At 65.1% G+C, this 20455-nt stretch carries 15 protein-coding genes; 10 read left to right on the top strand and 5 right to left on the bottom strand.

Annotated features, from left to right (window positions below):
- Positions 1-270: 270 nt before the first annotated feature.
- The gene (locus WFP44_RS01180; RefSeq protein WP_336924504.1) at positions 271-936 is read left to right on the top strand and encodes a hypothetical protein; all 666 of its coding nucleotides are present in this window, start codon (positions 271-273) and stop codon (positions 934-936) included.
- Entirely contained in the window at positions 933-2549 is a 1617-nt protein-coding gene (locus WFP44_RS01175; protein ID WP_336924503.1) for a type IV secretory system conjugative DNA transfer family protein, read from the top strand. The genes WFP44_RS01180 and WFP44_RS01175 overlap by 4 nt, the downstream gene beginning before the upstream one ends.
- On the opposite strand, the gene WFP44_RS01170 is transcribed toward WFP44_RS01175, so the two are convergent.
- The gene (locus tag WFP44_RS01170; RefSeq protein ID WP_336924502.1) at positions 2537-6346 is read right to left on the bottom strand and encodes a DUF4062 domain-containing protein; all 3810 of its coding nucleotides are present in this window, start codon (positions 6344-6346) and stop codon (positions 2537-2539) included. The two genes, WFP44_RS01175 and WFP44_RS01170, sit on opposite strands and share 13 nt — an antisense overlap.
- A gap of 221 nt (positions 6347-6567) precedes the next feature.
- On the opposite strand from WFP44_RS01170, the gene WFP44_RS01165 reads away from it, so the two are divergent.
- Positions 6568-7236 carry a hypothetical protein gene (locus WFP44_RS01165; protein ID WP_336924501.1) on the top strand — a complete coding sequence of 223 codons (669 nt, stop codon included), beginning with the start codon at positions 6568-6570 and terminating at the stop codon, positions 7234-7236.
- On the top strand, positions 7220-8893 hold the full coding sequence (locus WFP44_RS01160) for a RyR domain-containing protein (protein WP_336924500.1): 1674 nt from the start codon (positions 7220-7222) through the stop codon (positions 8891-8893). The genes WFP44_RS01165 and WFP44_RS01160 overlap by 17 nt, the downstream gene beginning before the upstream one ends.
- A 182-nt stretch (positions 8894-9075) precedes the next feature.
- Here WFP44_RS01160 and WFP44_RS01155 read toward each other — a convergent pair whose 3' ends face one another.
- On the bottom strand, positions 9076-11544 hold the full coding sequence (locus WFP44_RS01155) for a TonB-dependent receptor (RefSeq protein WP_336924499.1): 2469 nt from the start codon (positions 11542-11544) through the stop codon (positions 9076-9078).
- 242 nt (positions 11545-11786) lie between these two features.
- A complete protein-coding gene (locus WFP44_RS01150; RefSeq protein WP_336924498.1) occupies positions 11787-12473 on the bottom strand; it encodes a TetR/AcrR family transcriptional regulator in 687 nt (228 codons plus the stop codon).
- 231 nt (positions 12474-12704) lie between these two features.
- On the opposite strand from WFP44_RS01150, the gene WFP44_RS01145 reads away from it, so the two are divergent.
- Genes WFP44_RS01145 through WFP44_RS01120 form a run of 6 tightly spaced genes read left to right on the top strand, consistent with a single transcriptional unit; the run spans position 12705 to position 18293 of the window.
- Positions 12705-14333, top strand: coding sequence for a carboxylesterase/lipase family protein (locus WFP44_RS01145; RefSeq protein ID WP_336924497.1), 1629 nt, complete (start codon positions 12705-12707; stop codon positions 14331-14333).
- A gap of 16 nt (positions 14334-14349) precedes the next feature.
- Positions 14350-14667 (top strand): hypothetical protein, encoded by a 318-nt coding sequence (locus WFP44_RS01140; protein WP_336924496.1) that lies wholly within the window; start codon positions 14350-14352, stop codon positions 14665-14667.
- 45 nt (positions 14668-14712) lie between these two features.
- Positions 14713-16200, top strand: coding sequence for a carotenoid oxygenase family protein (locus tag WFP44_RS01135; RefSeq protein ID WP_336924495.1), 1488 nt, complete (start codon positions 14713-14715; stop codon positions 16198-16200).
- Positions 16197-16856 (top strand): DUF3237 domain-containing protein, encoded by a 660-nt coding sequence (locus WFP44_RS01130; RefSeq protein ID WP_336924494.1) that lies wholly within the window; start codon positions 16197-16199, stop codon positions 16854-16856. Before WFP44_RS01135 ends, WFP44_RS01130 begins: the two co-directional genes overlap by 4 nt.
- Positions 16856-17308: a DUF3237 family protein gene (locus WFP44_RS01125; RefSeq protein WP_336924493.1), complete on the top strand. Its 453-nt coding sequence runs from the start codon at positions 16856-16858 to the stop codon at positions 17306-17308. Before WFP44_RS01130 ends, WFP44_RS01125 begins: the two co-directional genes overlap by 1 nt.
- A gap of 40 nt (positions 17309-17348) precedes the next feature.
- The gene (locus WFP44_RS01120; RefSeq protein ID WP_336924492.1) at positions 17349-18293 is read left to right on the top strand and encodes a DUF8021 domain-containing protein; all 945 of its coding nucleotides are present in this window, start codon (positions 17349-17351) and stop codon (positions 18291-18293) included.
- Between the two features lie 26 nt (positions 18294-18319).
- Here the strand turns inward: WFP44_RS01120 and WFP44_RS01115 are convergent, their stop codons facing one another.
- Both WFP44_RS01115 and WFP44_RS01110 read right to left on the bottom strand, forming a co-directional pair.
- Positions 18320-18721, bottom strand: coding sequence for a c-type cytochrome (locus WFP44_RS01115; protein ID WP_336924491.1), 402 nt, complete (start codon positions 18719-18721; stop codon positions 18320-18322).
- On the bottom strand, positions 18718-20313 hold the full coding sequence (locus WFP44_RS01110) for an FAD-binding oxidoreductase (protein WP_336924490.1): 1596 nt from the start codon (positions 20311-20313) through the stop codon (positions 18718-18720). The genes WFP44_RS01115 and WFP44_RS01110 overlap by 4 nt, the downstream gene beginning before the upstream one ends.
- Positions 20314-20455: the final 142 nt, after the last annotated feature.

Raw genomic sequence — 20455 nt, 5'->3', positions numbered from 1 at the left:
GCGGCGAAGCGCGCAAACATATACGCGTGACCTGGCGCGCGACCTGGTGCCTGATTTGGCCCAAGACTCTCCACCACGAATAAACTAGCATACCGCGCCAAGCGGGGGGCAGTCGTGACGGATGCATCAATACAAAGCCAGTCACTGCCCGCCTCGGGACGCGGCTGGCGCCGGTTGCTGCCGGCTGCCCTGCGCCCGCATGACTGGCCCTTCCTGCCATTGGTCCCGGGCAGGTGGCGAACCTTGCGCGGGCAGGATGCCCTGCAACTGATGACCCGCTATGCCGGGGCGCGGCTGAGCGATCGCTGGGGGTTGGCCGAAGGGCGCGTGCTGGCCGTGAGGGTCTTGCCGCTGGCCTGTGTGCGCGCGGGCATTCTGGTGGAATACGACCTCGCGGGCCAGCTCGAAAACTGGCGTGCAACGGGTGCCTTTATCTGGCTACCCAACCGCTTCCTGCCTCTGGAAGGTGCCTCCACGCCGTTCCATGATCTCAATGCCGAAGGTGCGCTGCGGCTCGACACGGCGGCACAGGCAGAGCAGTTGTTCCGCCTCTTCTGCGCCTCGGTCAACGGAACCGAAGGGGCATTCTACCCGATGCGGCCAGGCTTTCCCATTCTACGCAGCGCAAGCAATCCCCATGCCGCCCATGCCGCAGCGCAGATCGCCCGGCCGCTGGCAATTACCCCAGACGGGCAAGGCTGGAATGCGGACGCCACGATCGCCTATGCCTCGCGCTTCTTTGCCGCCCGTTTTCGGGTCAACGCGGCCGTGCTGGTCGAAATGATCGACGACGCGCCGCTGTTCGGGGTGATCCCCGGTGCAGTGCCCATCTGGCGCAACGGGGTGCTGCAGATCGCCGCCCCCGATCCGACCGAACTCGACAATGTCCCGCCCGAACCAGAAGCTGACCCCGCCAGGCAGGAGGATGCCGCATGATGCCCTTTCCCAACGCCCCTGCAGCCCACACTACCGGCCTGCCGGTCGATCGCCCGGTTGCCATGCGGTTGCCGGAAGACCTGCCCGAACCGGGCCTGCTGGTCGGCTGGTCGCTGGAGCAGGAACATCGCCGCCAGCCTGTAGGCTTCAGCTTTGGCAATCCGCAACTCACCCCCGACAAGGGCTGGCTTGACCCGATCCTGCTGGAGAGCGAGGGTCACATAATCACCATTGCCCCCACCGGCACCGGCAAGGGGCGCGGCTGCATCATCCCGGCGCTGCTGCGCCATGAAGGGCCGGTGATCGTGATCGACCCCAAAGGCGAAAACGTGGCGGTCACCGCCCGGCGGCGGCGGGACATGGGCCAGCAGGTGGTCGTGCTCGATCCGATGGGCATCACCGGTGAACCGGCAGGCGGTTTCAATCCGCTCGACCTGATCGATGCGCACAGTGCAGGCGCGGTGGATCTGGCAACCATGTTCGCGGACGCGATGATCGACGGGAAGGCGGATCCGGAAAACCAGTATTGGTACCAGCGTGCCCAGCACCTGCTCACCGGCATTTTTCTGCATCTGGCAAGCCGTCCCGGCACAGGGGAACGCAGCTTTGCCAAGGCGCGCGGTTTCCTGGCCGATGTCATGGCCGAACAGCGGCTGGAGCCGCAATTTCGCCAAGCCACCAACGAAATGCTTGCCAGCCCGCATCCCGAAGCACGGCTGGCGGCCTCGGTCCTTCAATCCAGCGCGACCGAAGGGCTCGGCTCCATTCTGTCGATGACACAGGATGGCGTGGATTTCCTGCGCGGCCCGCTGATTGAAAGGGCGATCGAAACCAGCACCTTCGATCTTGATGCGGTTACGCGCGGTGATCCGCTGTCGATCTACATTGTTCTGCCGCCGCATATGATGGAAAGCCACGGCCGCCTGTTGCGGCTTTGGGTAATGGCGCTGATCTCGCTGATCACCCGGCGGCGCGGCAAACCGGCACGCTCCACCCTTTTCATCCTCGACGAAGCGGCCCAGTTGGGCACCTTGCCGCAATTGCGCCAGGCGGTCACGCTGCTGCGCGGATATGGCCTGCAATGCTGGAGCCTGTGGCAGGATGTCAGCCAGTTGCGGCGCCTCTATCCCAATGACTGGGAAACGATGGTCAACAATTGCCGCGTTGTGCAGTGCTTTGGCGCGCTCAACCTGATGGCGGCAGGGGCGATGGCCCAGCTCACCGGTTTCGGCGATGCCCAGGCCGTCCTTGACCTTGATAACAGCGAGATGCTGCTCCAGATCGCCGGGGATCGGGCCATGAGGGCGAGGAAGCCGGATTATCTGACCGACCCGCCCTTTGCCGGCCTCTTCGATGCCAATCCATATCACGATCCGGACCAGCCGATCATGCCCGAGCCGGAACCCAGGGTCACCCTGCTGCCCCCGCCTCCACCCACGCCCCCCGTTCCGGCTGCGGATGTGCCTGGGGAGGCGCCACCTGCGGGCAATTCCTTCATCGAGGAACTGCGGCGCCTGGAGGAGGAGAACCAACGCCGCCGCCGCGAAAGCGAGGAGCGTGCAGCCCTGCCCGATCCCTTGCACGCCAAGGTCTGGAAGGATCAGGCGTCCTGATCGCTGCCCGGCTTGCTTTCAACCACCAGCACGCCATCCCTGCCTTCGAGCCGGACGTCCAGATCGCCAGCAAGCGGTTCGTCATCGACCATCTCGATCATGCCCGACGCTGACAGCCGCAATTCGGCGCGGAACAAGGCGTTGGAATAGAGCACCGTGGCAACATAGCGGTAGTGTGCGCCGACATCGTCCCGCTCCTCGCCGATCTGGGTGAGAGGCTGCAGCCTGTCCGCCAGCTCCTCGATCTGGGCGCTGTCGCGCAGCCGCCGGGCCAGCGTCTGGCGGTCACCCACCAACTGGAAGCGGCCTTCGGTTCCGCACACGTGGTTCATGAACAGTTGGATGTAATCCTGCCGTGCGGTGTCGGTGGAGAAGTCCGGCGGCGAGGCAGCATTGAAATCGTGGATCGGCGGGGACGTTCCGTCAAGAACGACAATTCCCCTGTCGTGAAGGATGAACGAAGCAAGGCCGGGACGGCCATCGTCAGCATAACCCTGCAGTTCCACCAGCGTGGCATCCGAATAGCAGGCAAGCCTTGCGGCGCGAACACGGTCGACTTGGCGCTTCCTGGGAAAGTCTGACTGAACATCGAAGGGTTCCTTCCAGCCAAATATCCGGGCCAGAAGGTTGCCTGCAGTGTCGCCTGTTTCGTCTTGCCATGCCTGCGGCAGCAGGGGCGGCATATGCCAGCCTGTTGCTCCTGACTTGGCGAGACTGGAGCCAACCGTGGCGAGGAAGTCTTCTCGCTTGGCGCGATCCTCCTTCAGCCGGCCAATAAGGCCTTCCACCTCGTCGGCATAGGGTGGAGGCACGTCGTCCGATTGGTCATAGCCGGGAAGCTTTGGTTCAGGTTCGCCCAGCCGGGCCAGCAGGTCGCGGCAATCGGCCAGCTGCCGGGCATGGCAATAGGGCGGCCCTTCGGCCCAGGCTTTGCGGTAGCCGGCCAGAGCAAAGTCGCGCGCCTTTGCCGGATCGTCCAAATCAAAATACAGCCGCGCAAGGATCAGAGGATGTTTTGCAGCTCGCGCTTCGACTGCCCCGGCAATATGCCGGGCATGGTCTGCCCGCCCCAGGGCGATGAGCGAGATAGCCCGCTGCGCTTCTGCTGCGGGTGCATCGGTGTGGCCGGTCCGCCGCATCTGCTTGATCGCTTCGGACAGCAACGCCTCGGCCAATTCATGGCTTTGCCTGCCACCCTGCCGCTGCAGCCATTCCCCGACCATCCAGAGGCCATCGCTTATATAGTCGGTCTGGCCCGATTTTCGCAGCTCATCCAGCGCAGATTCGGCACTGGGCAGATCAAGCGTAGTGCTGGCAATGCGCCATCGGATGTGCTCCGATTGCAATTCGGCCCGAAATTGTTCCGCGAAGCTCCAGTCCTTGCCAATGGCCGGTATGCTGTTGAGCTTGGCTTCAGCCTCGTCCAGCATTCCGCGTCTGGTGAGCAAGTTGGCCTCGATCGCCAGGGCCCAGCCAAGGCTTTCGTCGATCCCGCTTTCCGCAGCGACCCGAAAGCCCAACGAAGCCGCAGCCTGTGCCTCACGAAAGCTGTGCGCTGCGATCAGATCGACCGTCAGATTGCGCAGATTTGTCACCGCGCCTCTGACATTCCCTTGCTCTGCACTGATCGCAATCGCCCGCCGATAGCGATCAAGCGCCGCCTCGCTGTCTCCGCTGCGGTGCAGCAGAATGGCGGCCTCGTTGTGAAGGAATGCGCGGATGGGGGCGGGAAAATCATCGCGGAAATTGTTGAAATCGTCGGTCATGAACAGCCGCAGCAATTTGGTGCTGGCATCCAGCGCCCCCAACCGGTGCAGGGCATAGGACAGGCCGCCCGTAAACAGTTCGATGGCGCGATCCAACCGTCCGATCAGGGCATAGGCCACGACGCAATCAATCGCCCGCCCAAGATCTTCCCGGCTGGCAAGTTCCTGGCGCGGATTGCTGGCATAGCGGTCAAAGGCGGTGGCTACACGCTGCGCGCCCCACTGCTTGAATTCGGCAAAGCGCGATCCTTCGCACACCACCGACCGGATCGCCGGATGCATACCCAGCGCTCCCGTTTCCGGCTCGCGCTGCACAAGGCCGCGTTTGCTCAGCCGGTCGAGCATCTGCCGCAATTTTGCGGCGGCCTGTTTTCCTTCGGCTGAATCGGGCCAGGCCGGGTTTTCGCGCAGGTCAGCCGGGCGATGCGGATTGAGCGCCTGCAAAATTTCGGGCTGATAGCCGCTGTTGCAAAGGGCCATGGCCGCCAGAAGTCTGGCATCATCATCCTCAAGCGCCTCAAAGGCGACCTGCAACAACGCCTCGACCTTTTCGGAAACGGCGCCGGAGACAAGTTCGGGTCGCTGGCCGCCACTCTTGTGTTTGACCCACTGGTCAAAGTCGAGGTCTGGCTCCTCACCGATACCGCGGGACTCATTTTCAAGAAAATCCTCGATCAGGCCGGGGATTACCTGAATCGCGAGCGGAAAGCCCTGGAAGTTGTGCTCCAGGTATTCCTCCATGGCCTTCACATCGCCATGCACTCCAAGGATTTGCAGCAATTGGGCCGCATCCTCTGGTTCCAGTCCATCCAACGGCTCTCGCTTGACGCGGGCGATCGGTGCCTGGCTCCGCCTGGTGAACCCTTGGGTCAGGGCGCGCGGGAAAATCCGGGAGGACGCGACAATCTTGCTCTTCCTGGATTGGGCAAGACGCTGGAGAATGACGTCATCATCAGGGTCGATGCATTCGTCACCCTGTCTGCCCGAACGGTCAGGCGAACCGGCGTGCTCACCTTCCGCCTGTGTTTCCCTGCCAAGAGTGTCATACTGCCCAAGCAGCCGCTCCATCCCGTCGAGAATGAGCAGAAACGGCTCCTTGTCGATACTCCGGAACAACTGGTTTCCCAGTTCGACCAAGGGCTTTTCTTCCAGATCAGCCTTGCTCGTGCCGGTTATCTCGGAAAGTGCTTCGACCAGCAGGTTCTTCAAGGTCGCGCCCTTCTCGTCGAAGCTGTACCAGAAGATGCCTGCCCATTCGCACCCCAGATTGGGGGCGTGCCGGTCTGCCCAGTGCCACAGCATCCGGCTTTTCCCCATGCCGCCGATCGCCTGGATCAGCAGCAGGCCGTAATCGGCGTCTTGCGCGAACGCATCGAGCAGGGCCAGTTCACGCCTGCGCCCAACCAGTTTGGACTTCATGGGATAGGGGGCATTCAGCGCAACGAGCCCGGTCGCAACCTTGCGTTGACCGGCGCTGGCAAAAGCGTCGATGGCCGATGGTGCAAGGCTGGACGCGCGGGCAGCCGCTTCCAGCTTTTCACGCGCCGTGCGCAAGGTAATTCCGACATTTCTGCCCAAGGCTTCGATGCTTGCCACCGGCGTGACAGCGTTGTGGACATCCTTCATGAAGGAGACGAGCCGGCCGTCCAGACCTTCGCGCACTTCCGCCGTGAGGCACTGGAGCGCCTCGGGAGAATAGCGCATCTCTCCGTTCAGATGAAAATAATGGCGCGGTTTGCCCAACTCCTTTGCACGTCGATGTTCGAGTTCGACGATCGACAGACCATCAGGATTGCGATCCTTGCATTCGGGCCGAAAGCCATAGCGTGCCCCAATCAGGCAAATGAAGATGTCGCATTTGTCCACCATGTCCCAAGAAACGGCGATGACATCCTTGTCCGGGGCAGGTTCCTGTTCCATCCCGCAGTGGAGCATACCCGCTCTTTCAATCTCCTCTATCACCACCTTTCGATAGGGGAGGAGGTCGAGATAGGTGCTCGAGACCATCACTGTCCATTTCAGTACTGGCACAATGATCCCCCCGCTTCCGTCGCGGCCAGACTATGCACACTGCATTGACGCTGGCAACATAAGCGCTGGCGAATCGGGCATTTGCCCGAAGGCCTGAGGGCACCGCATTGGCACAGGATCAGGCTCCCGCCCGGCTGCCGGCACACCCCGGCGCAAGCGCCGCTTTTTCGGTTGCGATCACCGGGCACCGGACAATTGCCCCCCGCCTTCATGCCCCGCTGGTGAGCCGTATCTCGGCCCTGCTGGATGAGATCCGCTCCCGCGTGCAGGCCGGCTGCCCGGCTTCGAGAGAACCGGCGGCCAAGCCGCGCGTGATCAGCGCTCTTGCGCCCGGAGCAGACCAGATTGCTGCACGCGCTGCCCTTCTTGCCGATGACTGGCAGCTTCATGCCATTCTGCCGTTTGGCCTGAACGACTACACCCGCATTGCCCAGGCCGCCCTCCACCAGCGCCAGGCCGATGCGGGGGCAGAAGCTGCCATGACGCAGGCCCAGATTGGTGCCGCCACCGCCGCCATAGCCGAGCTGGCAGGCAAGGCCGCGGCTGTCTCGTCACCCGAAGACTGGCTGCCGGCCGGGCGCGCTGGCGATGACCACGATGATCCCGATGCCCGCTATGCGGCGCTTGGCCGCGCCTTGGTGCGGGAAGCTGATCTTCTGATCGCCGTGTGGGATGGGCAAGCGCCCCGCGGCCCCGGCGGCACGGGTGAAGTGGTGGCCGACGCGCTCGCGCGCGGCGTGCCGGTTATTCGCATCGATCCTGCGCCACCGCATCCGGAAACCAGCCACTTGCCCCGTGCCTCCGCAGGCCTCCCGGCAAGTGCCGCGGCCATCGCGGAGAGCGTGCGCAAGCTGACGACAGAGGGGGGCGCCTATGCCAGAAACGCCTAACCGCCGCGCCCGCTTTGCCCGCTGGTGTGTGCGCCAGGCATGGTCGCCAAGACGCTGGCAGAGGTTTGCGCTGCTCGTCGCCCTGGTGCTGGCGACGGCCGCGCTTGCCATGATCAACGTTGCCGCGCGGCACCAGCAGGCGGACATTCCGCTTACCGGGTTGAACCTGCTGGACTATGTCTACGCGGTATTCATCTACCTTGTGCCGCAACACAGCCTGTTGCTCGCCGATACGCTGCACTGGTCCGAGGCGCTTGTCCGGGTCGTGGGACCATTGGTCCCGGTGATCGGCGTGATCTGGCTGGTGCGCCGCCGGGTGCTGGTGGGCCTGGCCGAAATGGCGCTGCGACACGGGGCGCGCGGGCATGGCGTATTGCTTGGTGACAGGGGCAGTGCGGACGCGCTGGCGCTGGCCAGCGCCGAGGCAGGCGAGGTCGTGGTGCTGGTGGATCCGAGCGTGGTGGACGAGGAGGATCGCCTGGTCCGCCTTGGCTGCGCCGGCGTGATCTGCCGCGCCCAGCCCCCTGCATCGCTCGACCGGGCCAGCAATCTGGCCGTGTGGATGCCATCGGATGCAGACAACATCGCCAGGGCCATCGACCTGCGCGGCGGGGGAACCACCGGCAACCGCGAGATTCACCTTGCCGTGCAATCGGCAGACCTGCACCGGGCCATGCTGCATATTCCCGAACTGATGCTGGACAAGGCCGTAAGGCTGCGCCCCCATGCACTGGCTTGCACGGCCATGCGCGCGATGGTGACGGATGCGGGCCTTGCGGAACTGGCGATACAGCGTGGCTACCGTCAGGTTACGATCTGCCTGTGGGGCGACAGCGCCGCATTGGGATGGGCTGCGGAAGTGACGCTGCGCCAGTTCTGGTCCATCCGCCTGGGGCCACCGCGCGTGATCTGGGCCGACAGGGTCGCGCCCCTGCCCGAGGCCTTGTCCCACCTTTCCGCCTGCGCGCGCGATGTGTTCACGCAAGAGGAGCAGCCGCTGGTCGAAGTGGTCGGCGCGGCTGAGGCCGTGGCCGATGCGCGCATCACCTGCCATCTGGTGGATGCGGTCACTACCGATGCCACCGTTGCCGCCGGTTTTGCCTTGGCCGCCCGGCTGCGGCAGATTCATGCCGATCCGCCACCGGTTCAGCCGGTTCTGCATGGCGCCAGCGCCATTGCCCCGCTTTTCGCGGGCGATTCCCTGCGCTTCCGGCCTCCCATCATTCCTGGCGCCGGACTGACCTTGCAAAGTCTGGTGGACCGCCCGCAGGACAGGGAGGCAGCCCGGATCCACGAACGGTATGTCAAGCGGTTCGGTGACGGCGGAACCGCGCCAGCAAGCGGGCGCTGGCAGGATCTGCCCGAAACATTTGTTGCGGCAAACCGGGCGGCTGCCGATCACCGTGCCATCAAGCTGTGGGATGCTGAGACAAGCGGCCTGAATGGTGAGGACTTGGCCGAAGCGCTCGCCCGGATGGAACACAACCGCTGGTGCGCCGAGCGGCTCCTGGCCGGGTGGGCGCCTGCCGGTGATGGCCTGCGCGACGATGGCCGGAAGCTGCATCCCGACTTGCAGCCGTGGGACGGGTTGAGCGAGAAGGCGCGCCAGAAGGACCGGGACGCGGCAGCCGACCTGCTGGAAGCAGCCAGCCGCTGATTACATCGGCAGGGCACTGTCCGGCTGGCGGCACCTTGGCCTCGAATGGCCGATTTGGCCGTCCCCCGCGCGAATGGCGCACGCCGTTGCCACGGTATGGAAAAGGGGGCGGGATTGCCCCGCCCCCCTCATGCACCTGGTGATCCGTTCGGGAACGCTGGCGCCCCCGATTGGCCTTGCGATCAGAAGCGCTTCTTCATGCTCAGCGCCCATTCGCGCGGACGGCCCGGCTGGCCGGTGACATAACCCTGGCCCGCGATCGTCTGGTCGAACTTGGTGAGGAAATAATACTGGTTGAACAGGTTGGTCACTTCGCCCGCGATCTCCAGATCTCCCTCGGCATTGCGCCAGGTAAGCCGGGCGTTCGCCAGCTCGTAGGCCGGGATCAGGTTGGTCGAGCGGTTGGTGCCATTGGCATACATATCGCCCTGATAGGCCAGGTCGAAACGCGGCGTGATCGAGCCGGAATTGCCCAGGTCGATCTCGTACTGGACACCCACGGCCCACTTCCAGCGCGGAGTGAAGCCGGGATAGTCGCCGAACTGCGGGCCGTTGAGGTTGCCCGGACCGCCCACCGTGGCTGTCCCGAAGGTGGCAAAGCTGCGGTAGTCGAAGTCGATATACGAGAGCGAGCCATCGATCAGCAGGCCATCGACAGGGCGCAGCGTCGTTTCGACCTCGACGCCCTTGATCCGCGCATCACCGGCATTGGTCGGCAGGGCGCAAGGTGCGCCGAAGCCGACACCGGCCTGCACAGTGCAATTGTTGAGGCTGAGCTGGATATCGTCATAATTGCCGAGGAACGCGGCGACGTTGAAGCGCAGCATCCGGTCGAACAGATCGCTCTTGAAACCGATTTCCCAGCTCTCCAGCGTTTCCGGGCCGAACGGCAGCACCTGCTGCGGGAAGAACGGTCGCGGGTTGATGCCGCCGCCCTTGAAGCCGGTGGCATACTGGGCATAGGTCATGAATGTGTCAGACCAGCGGTATTGCGCGGCAATCCGGTAATCGAACTTCTCGGCACTGGCCGTGCCCGACTGACCGTTGAGCGGACCCAGCGGCGGGCCGAGCAGCCCGCCTTCGGGGCTGAGGCGCACATAGTTGTACGTCTTCGATTCTTCGGTGTAGCGGATGCCGGCGTTGATCGTCAGGTCGTCGATCGGGGTATAGCCGATTTGCGCGAACACGGCCTTGCTGTCGGCGTCCACCGGGTCGGACTGGAAGAACCTCAGGCCGCTGCTGCGCAGGCCCTGGAACGAGGTGTAGACCGAGCGCTGGTCGCTGTAATAGCCGCCCAGCGTCCATTCGACTTCGTTGTTGGCGCCAAAGGCACCGTTCAGGCGCAGTTCCTGGCTGAAGAAGCGGAAAGTCAGCGGGCCGGACCCGACCGAGTGCGCCATGGGCGACGCGTCGTTGTCGTTCGAGAATTCCGACGTGTAGGCGCGGTAGGCCGTGATCGAGGTGAGCGCCAGATTGTCCGACAGCTCCACATCGATCGAGCCGGACAGGCCCCAGCCTTCAAACTTGATGCGCCCGTTGGCCGAATCGGTCGGCAGCGCTCCGTCGGCCAGATTGGTGTAGGTTCCGAAGTTGCAATAGCGCCCGCAAATGAAGCGGGTGTCATAGGCAATGCCGGGGCCGAACGGGTTGATGTCACGCGTCGGCGGCGTGGCGGTGTTGTAAGGCGGGTTCGCCGGCAGCGGGTAGATCGGGCTGGCCAGCACGCCATTGGGATAACGGCCTTCCAGCAGCACCGTGCCGGTCTGCCAGCGATCATCGATCGTGTAATCGCCGATGATGTTGATATCCACCCTGTCGCTGGGTCGGAAGCGCAGCTGACCGCGCAGGCCCATATAGTCCACATCGCCTTCACGGTTGAAGACGCAGCCCGCGCCCGGAGCCAGGGTGATCGGGATGCCGCCGACCGCCGGGTTGATCTCCGCACCGGGGTTCAGCGGGGCGTTGGCCGGAAGGCGCGCACCGCCCCCGGCGGGGTAGACGCAGCCGAAGTCCAGCCGTTCGACATAGCCGCCCTGCTTTTTCGACACACCGGCAAGACGCAGGTCGATGCCCTGGGCCAGATTCGCATCGAAGCTGGCGCGCAGGTCCACGCGGTCGCGGCTGCCATAGGCGGCGGAAATCGAGCCGCTATTGTCGCCGCGGGGGCGCTGCGAATACAGCTTCACCGCGCCGCCGATCGAGTTGCGGCCAGCCAGCGTGCCTTGCGGGCCGCGCAGGATTTCCACACGCTCCAGATCGAGCAGATCCAGGACCGAGCCGGTCAGCGTGGCATAATAGACATCATCGACATACAGGCCCACGCCCGGTTCCAGCGCCGGGTTGAAGTCAATCTGGCCGATGCCGCGGATATTGCCGATCAGCGAGGGGCCAAAGGCTGCGCCATTGGGCTTGAGCGTGACCGAAGGCGCCTGGTTGGCGACCTGCGAAATGTTGGTTTGGCTCCGCGCCTCCAGCATTTCGGCATTCACCGCCGTGATCGCCAGCGGGGTGTCCTGCAGGTTCTGCTCGCGGAACTGGGCCGTCACCACGATGGTGTCTCCCCTCTGTTCCTCAGCCTCCTGGGCAAAGGCGAATGTCGGGCTGACCAGCGCCAGCGCCGAGGTCGTCAGACAGATTGCTCTCAAATTCATAGGTTTTCCCCTCCCTTGCCCCGGCCCACCGATGCTCTTTTTTCGGCCGGAGGCGCCATGTCGATTTGTCACGGGAGAACCCCCTGTTCCGGCAGGCGCGGAACCAGTATATCCCCCATGTGGGAATTAATGCGCGGTTTGGCGTTTTGCGACAAGCAAAATTCGCCCGCCGGCGCGATTTTTCGAAACTCGAATGCAAACGATCTGTCGCACCTCCATCCCCGAGGTGCGGCCCAAGACCGTCAGCCGCGGGCCTTCAGCCCTTCGATCAGCAGATCGATCACGAATTGGCGATACTCCCGCTCCTGGTCCGCCTCGCTCTGTCCGGGGGGCAGGTGGATGCGCAGCAGCGGGCCGGCCTTCGAGTAGAAATCGGAAATGGCCACCAGCGTGATATGGAAGAAGAACGGATTGACGCCCGGGCGCAGCGGGCTGTTCGGCGCATTGAGCGCCTCGCCATAGCGTTTCACCACGTCCTCGGAAACCTGGCGGTAGGTCTCGCGAACCTCGGCGGAAGATGATGCCGCCAGTTCGTCGATCATCAGGCGGGTCAGATATCGGGACGAGCGCGAAAATTCGAAATTGCTCGCTACCCTCTCGCGGATGAAATCCACCACATCGCCGGGAGACTGCTCGCGCACCCGCACCTCGCCGATCATCGCCAGCGCCGCTTGCAGCAGCAGATTGGGGCGGTCCTTGAAATAATAGCGGACCAGCGCGGGATCGACCGCGGCTTCCCGCGCTACCGACGAGATGGTGATCTGCGACGGCGGCAATTCGGCCAGCAGGCGGCGGGTGGCGGCGATGATCACTTCGCGCCCGACACCGCCATTGGCAGGCCGGCCCTTGCCACGCTGGGGCTTGGGCGGGTCACCATCGCTGCGCGGCGCCTTGCCCTTCCCGGCGTGGAGTGACTTTGCGGTTGCCATGACGGGCGGACTTATGCGTCCGTTCAGCCTGTTGGGCAAGCTTGCACGAGACTGTCCCTAAAAATCCCGATGATGGGAATTGTCATCCGCGCGCCGAACGTGTTAGCCTCGCTGCCGGGAAGGATCAGGGCAAGGGTGGCACGGCGGCAATCACCGAAGGATTCCTGCGCGCGGGGCAGCCGGCAGGCGCAATCCTTTGCACAGCTCGCCAGCGTGAACCGGCGGCAGGCAATGGCCGGCGTGCTGGCTGCCACCAGCCTGGCCGCGATGCCGGGAAGGAGTTGGGCGCAGATGGGCGAACCGGTAGTCGAAACCGCGCAAGGCAGGCTGGCCGGCCTTCTCGACGCGGATGGAGTGGCAAGCTTTCGCGGGGTGCGTTATGCCCGCGCGCAGAGATTCATGCCGCCCCAGCCGCCGGAAAGCTGGGCTGGTGTGCGCGCGGCAAGGCAATTCGGGGCAAGCGCGCCGCAAACCAATGCCAGCCCGCCGCCGGGCCCGCCCTATGTCATCACGGCGCAAATTCCCCGGCCGGAAGGCGCACCGCCACCCCCTCCGCCGCTGCCCGAGGACGAGGCCTGCCAGTTCCTCAACATCTGGACTGCCGCTCTGGGCCATCAGGTGCGCCGCCCGGTGATGGTCTGGCTGCATGGCGGCCTTTTCTACGGCGGCAGCGGATCGACGATCGATGGTTCGGCGCTGGCGGCCAGCGGCGAGGTGGTGGTGGTCTCGCTCAACCATCGGCTCAATGCCTTTGGCTTCACCTGGCTGGGCGACTTTGATGCGGACTTTGCCCATTCGGGCAATGCCGGGATGCTCGACATCATCGCCGCGCTGCGCTGGCTGAAGCAGAACATCGCGGCTTTCGGCGGTGACCCGGAGCGGATCACGGTGTTCGGCACGTCTGGCGGAGGCATGAAGGCGGCCTTCCTGATGGCAAGCCCTGCGGCAGCCGGAATGGTGCAACGGGCTGCCGCGCAGAGCGGACCGGCCCTGCGCTTCATGGAAGTGGAGCAGGCCCGCCGTGCCACCCACGCGCTGTTCGCCGCGCTCGATCTGCCACAGGGCGACGTCAGGGCCTTGCAGCAAGTGCCTGCCGCCCGGCTGCTGGCCGCCTATCACAGCGTGGCAGCGCAGATGCGTGCCAGCCGCTTCATTGACCTGCCGTGCTTCGCTCCCGTGGTTGATGGCGACCTGCTGGTGCAGCATCCCTTCGCCCCCCAACCCGCACCGCAGACCCGCGCCATCCCGATGGTGCTGGGCTGGAACGCGCAGGAAATGAGCTTTTTCATGGGCGCCGACCCGGCCGGGTTCACGCTCGACGAAAGCGGGCTGGAAACGCGGATGCAGGGCCTGTTTGGCGAGCGGGCGGCTGGCTTGCTGGCGCTCTATCGGCAGGCCTATCCCAAGGCGAGCCCTTCGCGTCTGTGGATCCAGGCCCATTCGGACTATTCGATCATGCTGCCTGTCATGGCGCAGGCCAGCCGCCGCGCCGCAGCCGCCGACACGCATGGCGGGGCCGATAGCTTCGTCTACCGGCTGGATTTCCAGAGCCCGGCGCTGGGCGGCAAGCTGGGCGCGCTGCATACGCTGGAAGCCAACCTGCTGTTCAATACCCCGCGCGCAGGGACGGCTGTCCTTGGCGAAGGGCCGGGGCCGGAGCTTCTGGCGGCCCGGATGAGCGCGGCCTGGGCGCGATTTGCGCATACCGGCGTGCCCGACAGCGGGCTGGCCGATGTGCCCGAGTGGAGCCGGTTCGACCTTGCGAGCCAGAATGTGATGGTGTTCGACGAGCAATGCCGCATCGAGGGAGATCCGTCCGCCGCTGTGCGCGCGGCGATGGCGGATATGCTCGATGCCTGAGGGGGAGAAGCAGCCCATGCACCGCGCCCGCAACCTGCCGTGTTCGCGGCGCAGCCTCCTGGCGATGGCGGGCCTTGCTGCCGTGGCCCTGCCGGTTCTTGCCAGCGGACGCGCATGGGCCCGCGCGGGGCTTGGCCTGCCGCCGGTTCCGGCATCACAGCCCGTGGGATTTGCGGCCGCAGCGCCCGTTGTGGCGTTCCTGGGCGACCAGCCGCTGATCGATCCATCGGGCAGCCTGCCCGCGTGGCAGCCGCCCGCCGGCTATCGCGTGCCCGCAGGGGCAGCAGCGATGGTGGACGAGGAGACCGTGCGGAATTTCGATCCGTTTTTCTGACTGGGGTTTCCCGCCAGCGGTGCGGGAGGGGGGAGAGAAAACAAGATGGTTCAGCGTTTCAACAATCCGGCGGCACAGGGCTTTTTCGCCCCGCAGCGCTTCGAGGGGGAAGTGGCCGATTGCGAGGTGGAAGGCACGATCCCGGCGGACATGGACGGCACCTTCGTCCGGGTGGGGGGCGAGTGGTTCTATCCCCCCAAGTTCCCCGACGATGCCGCGCTGCATTCCGATGGCTATGTCAGCGCTTTTCGTTTCAAGTCGGGGCGCGTGTCCTATCGCGGGCGGTTCATCCAGACGCCGCGCTACCTGTCGAACCTGGCCCCGGGCCGCCAGCAGTTCGGCTATTACCGCAACCTGCTGACCAATGACGAAGCGGTGCGGACGATGAATTCCACCGTATCGAACACCGCGCCCATGGCCCATGCGGGCAAGCTCTATGCGCTGAAGGAAGACGCGCTGCCGCTGCAACTCGATCCGGTGACGCTGGACACGATCGGGTTTGACGATTTTGGCGGGCGCATCCTCTCGCAGACGCTCTCCGCCCACCCCAAGGTCGACCCCCTGACCGGCGAGATGATCACCTTCGGCTATGAAGCCACCGGCCCGGCGAGCGATGACCTGTTCGTCTATTTCATCGACCGCGCCGGCACTGTCACGCGCGAGATCAGGGTGAAGGTGCCCTATGTTTCGATCATCCACGATTTCGCCATCAGCCAGGATCACATCATCTTCCCCTTCGGCGGCTACACCACCAGCATGGAGCGGCTGGCGCAGGGCAAGGTGCACTGGGGCTGGGACCGCACGCTGCCCAGCATGGTGGGGATCATGCGGCGCGATGGCGACGGGTCCGATCTCAGATGGTTCCGCGGGCCGGAGCGGTGCATGATGCACGTGCTCAACGCCACCAGTGAAGGCGACAAGGTGACGCTGCTGGCCCCGTTCTACGAAAGCAATTTCTTCCCCTTCTTCGCCAATGTCGATGGCTCGCCATGGGATCCGTCGAAGGCCGTCTGCTTCTTCCGCAAGCTGACCTTCGACCTTTCCCGCCCCGGCGATGCGTGGGAGGAGGAGATCCTGTTCCCCATGCCGGTGGGCGATCTGGCGAAAGTGGACCACCGCTTCAACTCGCTGCCCACGCGCTATGGCTTCACCAGCTTTGCCGATCCCGACCGGCCGTTCGACGAGGCGCGGGCGGGCAATGCGCGCGGGCGCATCACCAACAGCTATGGCCGGTTCGATATGCATACCGGCCAGGTGGACCGCTTCTTTGCGGGCGATACCCACGCCTTGCAGGAATGCACCTTTGTGCCGCGCAGGGGCAGCACCAGCGAAGGCGACGGCTACCTGATCGGCACGGCATCCAACCTTGCCGAAATGCGCACCGAACTGGTGATCGTGGACGCGCAGCGGCTGGGCGAGGGAGAGCTGGCGCGGGTCTTCCTGCCGTTCCGCGCGGCAACGCAGGTGCACGGCTACTGGTACGAAGCGGAGGAACTGGCGCCCGTGGGCGCCGCAAGGGGAGGACAGGCATGAGCGGGAACGGACTTGACCGGCGCGAGCTGCTGCTGGGCCTCGCGGCAGCCGGAGGCTTTGCTGCGGCGGCACCCGCAGCCATGGGACAGCCACAGGCCAGCGGGACAAATGGCGCAGCCAATGGCGCGGCCGGCTTGCCGCCCGTGCGCGAAATGGCCGGGGTGCGCTATCGCTGGGCCTTTTCGGTCAGCGTATTCTTCAAGGAGCGCGTGGCGATCGAAGCGCCTTACCGGCGCGCTTTCGTGCCTGCGATCGGCGGCGACATCTGGGGCCCGCGCCTGCAAGGCGAAGTGGTGCCCTATGGCGGGGCGGATTTTGGCGGCGGCGGCGGCCCGCTTGACGCGCATTATATGTTCCGCGCCAGCGACGGGCATCTGATCTACATCAACAACCGCGGCTATATGCGCCGGGTGGGCTGGGACCCGTCCACCGCGCTCGACCGCCGCCTGCCGCCTTTGGCCGAGGGGGAGCGGATAACGCAGGACTTCATCGCGCCGGCGGACAGCGAGGTGCCCCTGCGGATGCGGACCTCGCCCTTTTTCGATGCACCCGCCGACAGCCCGCATGACTGGATGAACCACACGCTGTTCATCGGCCATGGCCTCAGGCGCATGGACCCGGACCGCACGGTCTTTACCTATTACGAGGTGCTGTGATGGCTAATCTGGCAATTCCCACCGACCGCGACCCGGCGCTGGTGGCCGATGTCGGCTTTGCGCCGGCCTTTTCGGTCACGCTGGAATATGACGAACAGGCGCAGATGCAGACCCCGCGCGGCGGGCGCATCTACCACCGCATTGCCGGAGGCAGCGTCAGCGGGCGGATCACCGGCACGGTCTATCCCACAGGGGCAGGCGAATATTCGCTGCAGCGCGGCGACGGCGTGATCGACCACCGCGGCTATGTGCTGTTGCGCGACGAGGCGGGCGAATGGGTCTACCTGCACAATATGGGTTACCAGCGGCCCGATGGTTACTTCCGGGTGACGAGCTGGGTGGATGCCGATGTCCGCAGCCGCCACAGCTGGGTGCTGGGCCTGTTCTTCATCGGGATTGGCCGTCCGGCAGGCCCGAAGTCTGTCACCATCGACTATTGCGAAGTGCTGTAATTCCACCCGGAGGGATGGATTGCGAGAGAGGAGACACGGCATGGCCTTCACACATAAGCGGCTGGCTGCCGCCATGGCGGGGATCGTTTTGCTGTCCGCCATGCCCGGCGCGCAGCCGGGCCTTGCCCAGACGCAGGCAGAGGCGTGCAGCAAGACCTGCCTCGAAGCGATCATGGCGCAATACCGCGCGGCCTATCTCGCGCATGACCCCTCGCTGGCGCCGTTCGCGCCAAATGTCCGCTACACCGAAAACAATATCGAGATGCCGTTCCCCGATGGCACCTGGGATACCGTGACCGAGGATGTCGGCCCGGCGCTGGTGCTGTCGGACCCGGTCATGGGCACGGTGGCAGTGTTCACCGCCATCCGGCAACGGCGCGTGCCCGGTTTCCTTGCCGTGCGGCTGAAGGTGGAAGGCGGACAGATTACCGAGGTGGAACACATCATTTCCACGCGGCGCAACCTGTCCAGCCCGCCCACCCCCATCGCGGAGGTGGAAGACTATGTCCACGAGCCGATCATCGACCAGATCGTGCCGGTGGCCGCGCGATCCACCCGCGATCAGCTGATCGCCCACGCCCACGGCTATTTCGACACCCTGCAGCTCAACGACGGGGAAATCCGCGGGACGTGTTTCTTCGACAGCACCACAAGGCGCGAAAACGGCCTGCTGTTTTCGCAGGTAAAGGCCGATTTCCAATCCGGCCGCTATGCCTTCAACAACCGTGTGCGGCGCGAGATCGTGCTGGTGGACGAAGAGCGGCAGGTGGCGCTGGCGCGCGGCTTCATCGACCACAAGGGCCAGCTCGACACCTACCTCCTGACAGACGGACGCGAAGCCACCTCGATCTTTCAGGAACCGCAAAGCTGGGGCCTGCTGGAAGCGTTCAAGGTGAATGACGGGTGCATTTCGGCAGTGGTGGCAACCTTCTACCAAGCGCCCTATTACACTGTCTCGCCCTGGACACCGCCGGAGCAGCGCTGAGCGCGTGAGCCACCGGTCTGGGCGCCTCAGGGTGCCGATGCAGCCGGGCGGCCACGCGCGTCGAGCCAGGCTGCGAGGATCGCCAGTTCCTCGTCGCTGATTTCGGTCGGGGTGAATTGCGGCATCGAACCGATCCCGCGCCGCACCGCGTGGATTACCAGCGCCGGCGGCAGAACCTGCCGGTTCAGCAATTCGGACTGGCCGGGCGGCGTGCGCCGCGCCAGCGAGCGGGTGCCCCAGCCGGTCGCATCGTGGCAGAACACGCATTTGGCCGCGAATATCTGTTCGCCGGTGCGCGGCAGCGCCGCGGCAGAAACGGGCGCAGGCGCGGCGCGATCCTGCGCGGCCACGACCCCTGCCCCGGCCCCGAACCCGATCCCGGTGAGGCACAACGCCCGCACCACCGTTGCGATCAAGCGGCCCTTCATGGCCGCCGGCTCCCGATCCCCTGCTTTCCGGGGGCAAGGATATGGCCCGGATCGAGCAGCGCTTTCACCCGGTCGTTGAGCCGGGGCAAGGCCCCCGCCCCGCCGCCGGAAGTATCCTGCGCCGCGCCCCATGTGTGCATGGCTGCGGCATCGTCCATGAAGGTGATGTGCGCGCGGTATAGGCCCACGCCCATCTCCGCGACCTCGCGGCACAGTGTGCGGAACAGACGCTGGCAGGCGGCGGTCATTTCCGGGTCGTCGCGCTTGTAGAGCATATCGGCCACGAAGATCAGCGCCCGCCCGCCCATGCCGAACATACCCACCCACGGGTCAAGGCCGTGTTCGATGAAGCGCCGCTCGATCAGGTCATAGACCTGTGTGACCCGCTCGCCCACTGCGGCCACAACCGGGCCGAAATCGCTGTGCCCGCCCGGTGAGCCGCGCCAGTCAACGATGGCGAAGGGGGCGAGGCTCACCTCCTGCCGCATCCAGGGCTGCTGCGGCTCGCCCTTTTTCCAGCTTGTGTGGGTGATGGTGGCCTGCGGCATATGGGCCGCAAAGTGCTGGCGGATCTTGGCAATCCGCAAGTCGATCCCGCCGGGCACATGATCGAACACATTGAAGATCACGTTCCACCAGCCGCGCCCGCGCGAAGCCAGATGGCGCGCGACCACCTCCTCGGGAATGGCGCCCGCGCCCTGCCACAGCTCGGCGCGCTGCATCCCGGCGGTGCTCTGCCGCCAGGCATTGGCGATGGTGTAAGTGGCGTTGATGGTGTCATCCAGCCGCAGGGGCCGCAGGGTATCGACCAGCTGCGCCAGATCACCCTTGGCGGGCACGCTGATGGTGAAACCGGCCATGGCTTCGGGTTCGGGCATCAGCCAGATGCCCATCTTGGTGACCACGGCGAAATTCGACTGGGTGAACAGGCCGTCCCAATTGGGGCCGAACGGCCATTTGAACACCTGCCATTCGCGCGAACCGGCAATGGCACCCAGCCCCGTTCGCACCAGCGAGCCATCGGCCAGCATCACTTCCATGCCGCAGATCGTCTCGGCGTGGATGCCGTAAGGGGTATAGCCCACCCCGTGTTCGAGCGCGTTGCCCATCACGCTGCCCCATGAATGCGCGGCGCCGCTCATCCACAGCCTGCTGCCGCGCCGGTCAAGCTCGGCCTTGAAGTCGAAATAGCTGACCCCCGGCTCAACCAGCGCATAGCCCAGCTCCTCGTTGATTTCGAGGATGCGGTTCATGCGCTTCAAGTCGAGCACCACGCTGCCGCGCAGGGCCGGGGCGGCGGTGCCATAGGCGAGGTTCTTGCCCATCGACACCGGCCAGACGGGCACGCCGTGGCGGTTGGCGGCAGCCAGCACCAGCGCCAGTTCGTCGGTGGTGGCCGGCGCCACCGCAGCGGCGGCAGCATGGGCCTGCGGGTCGCCAATGGCGAAGGGGTCGAGGTAGCTGGCCCGGTCCGCCTCGCTCGTGAAAACCCACTGCGCACCCACCGCCACCCGGAAATCCGCCAGCGCCGCAGCGAAGGCCGCCGGATCAAGGCCCGGCAGCAACGGGCCGGTGGCGGCGGAACCGGTCATCGCGGGGCGGCACTCAGGCGCAAGGTCAAATCCTCGATCAGAAATTTCTGCAAACGCTTGCAGCTTGTGTTGATAAACCCGGCCAGCGTGTCAAGATGGCGCGGAAAACGAGGGCAAGGGCTCTTGAGGGGATGGGGACGAG

It is taken from the genome of Alteraurantiacibacter palmitatis (genome assembly GCF_037154115.1).
GTDB lineage: Bacteria > Pseudomonadota > Alphaproteobacteria > Sphingomonadales > Sphingomonadaceae > Alteraurantiacibacter > Alteraurantiacibacter palmitatis.
Note: the sequence above shows the minus strand (reverse complement) of the source record. Positions and strands in the feature narration are given on the sequence as shown.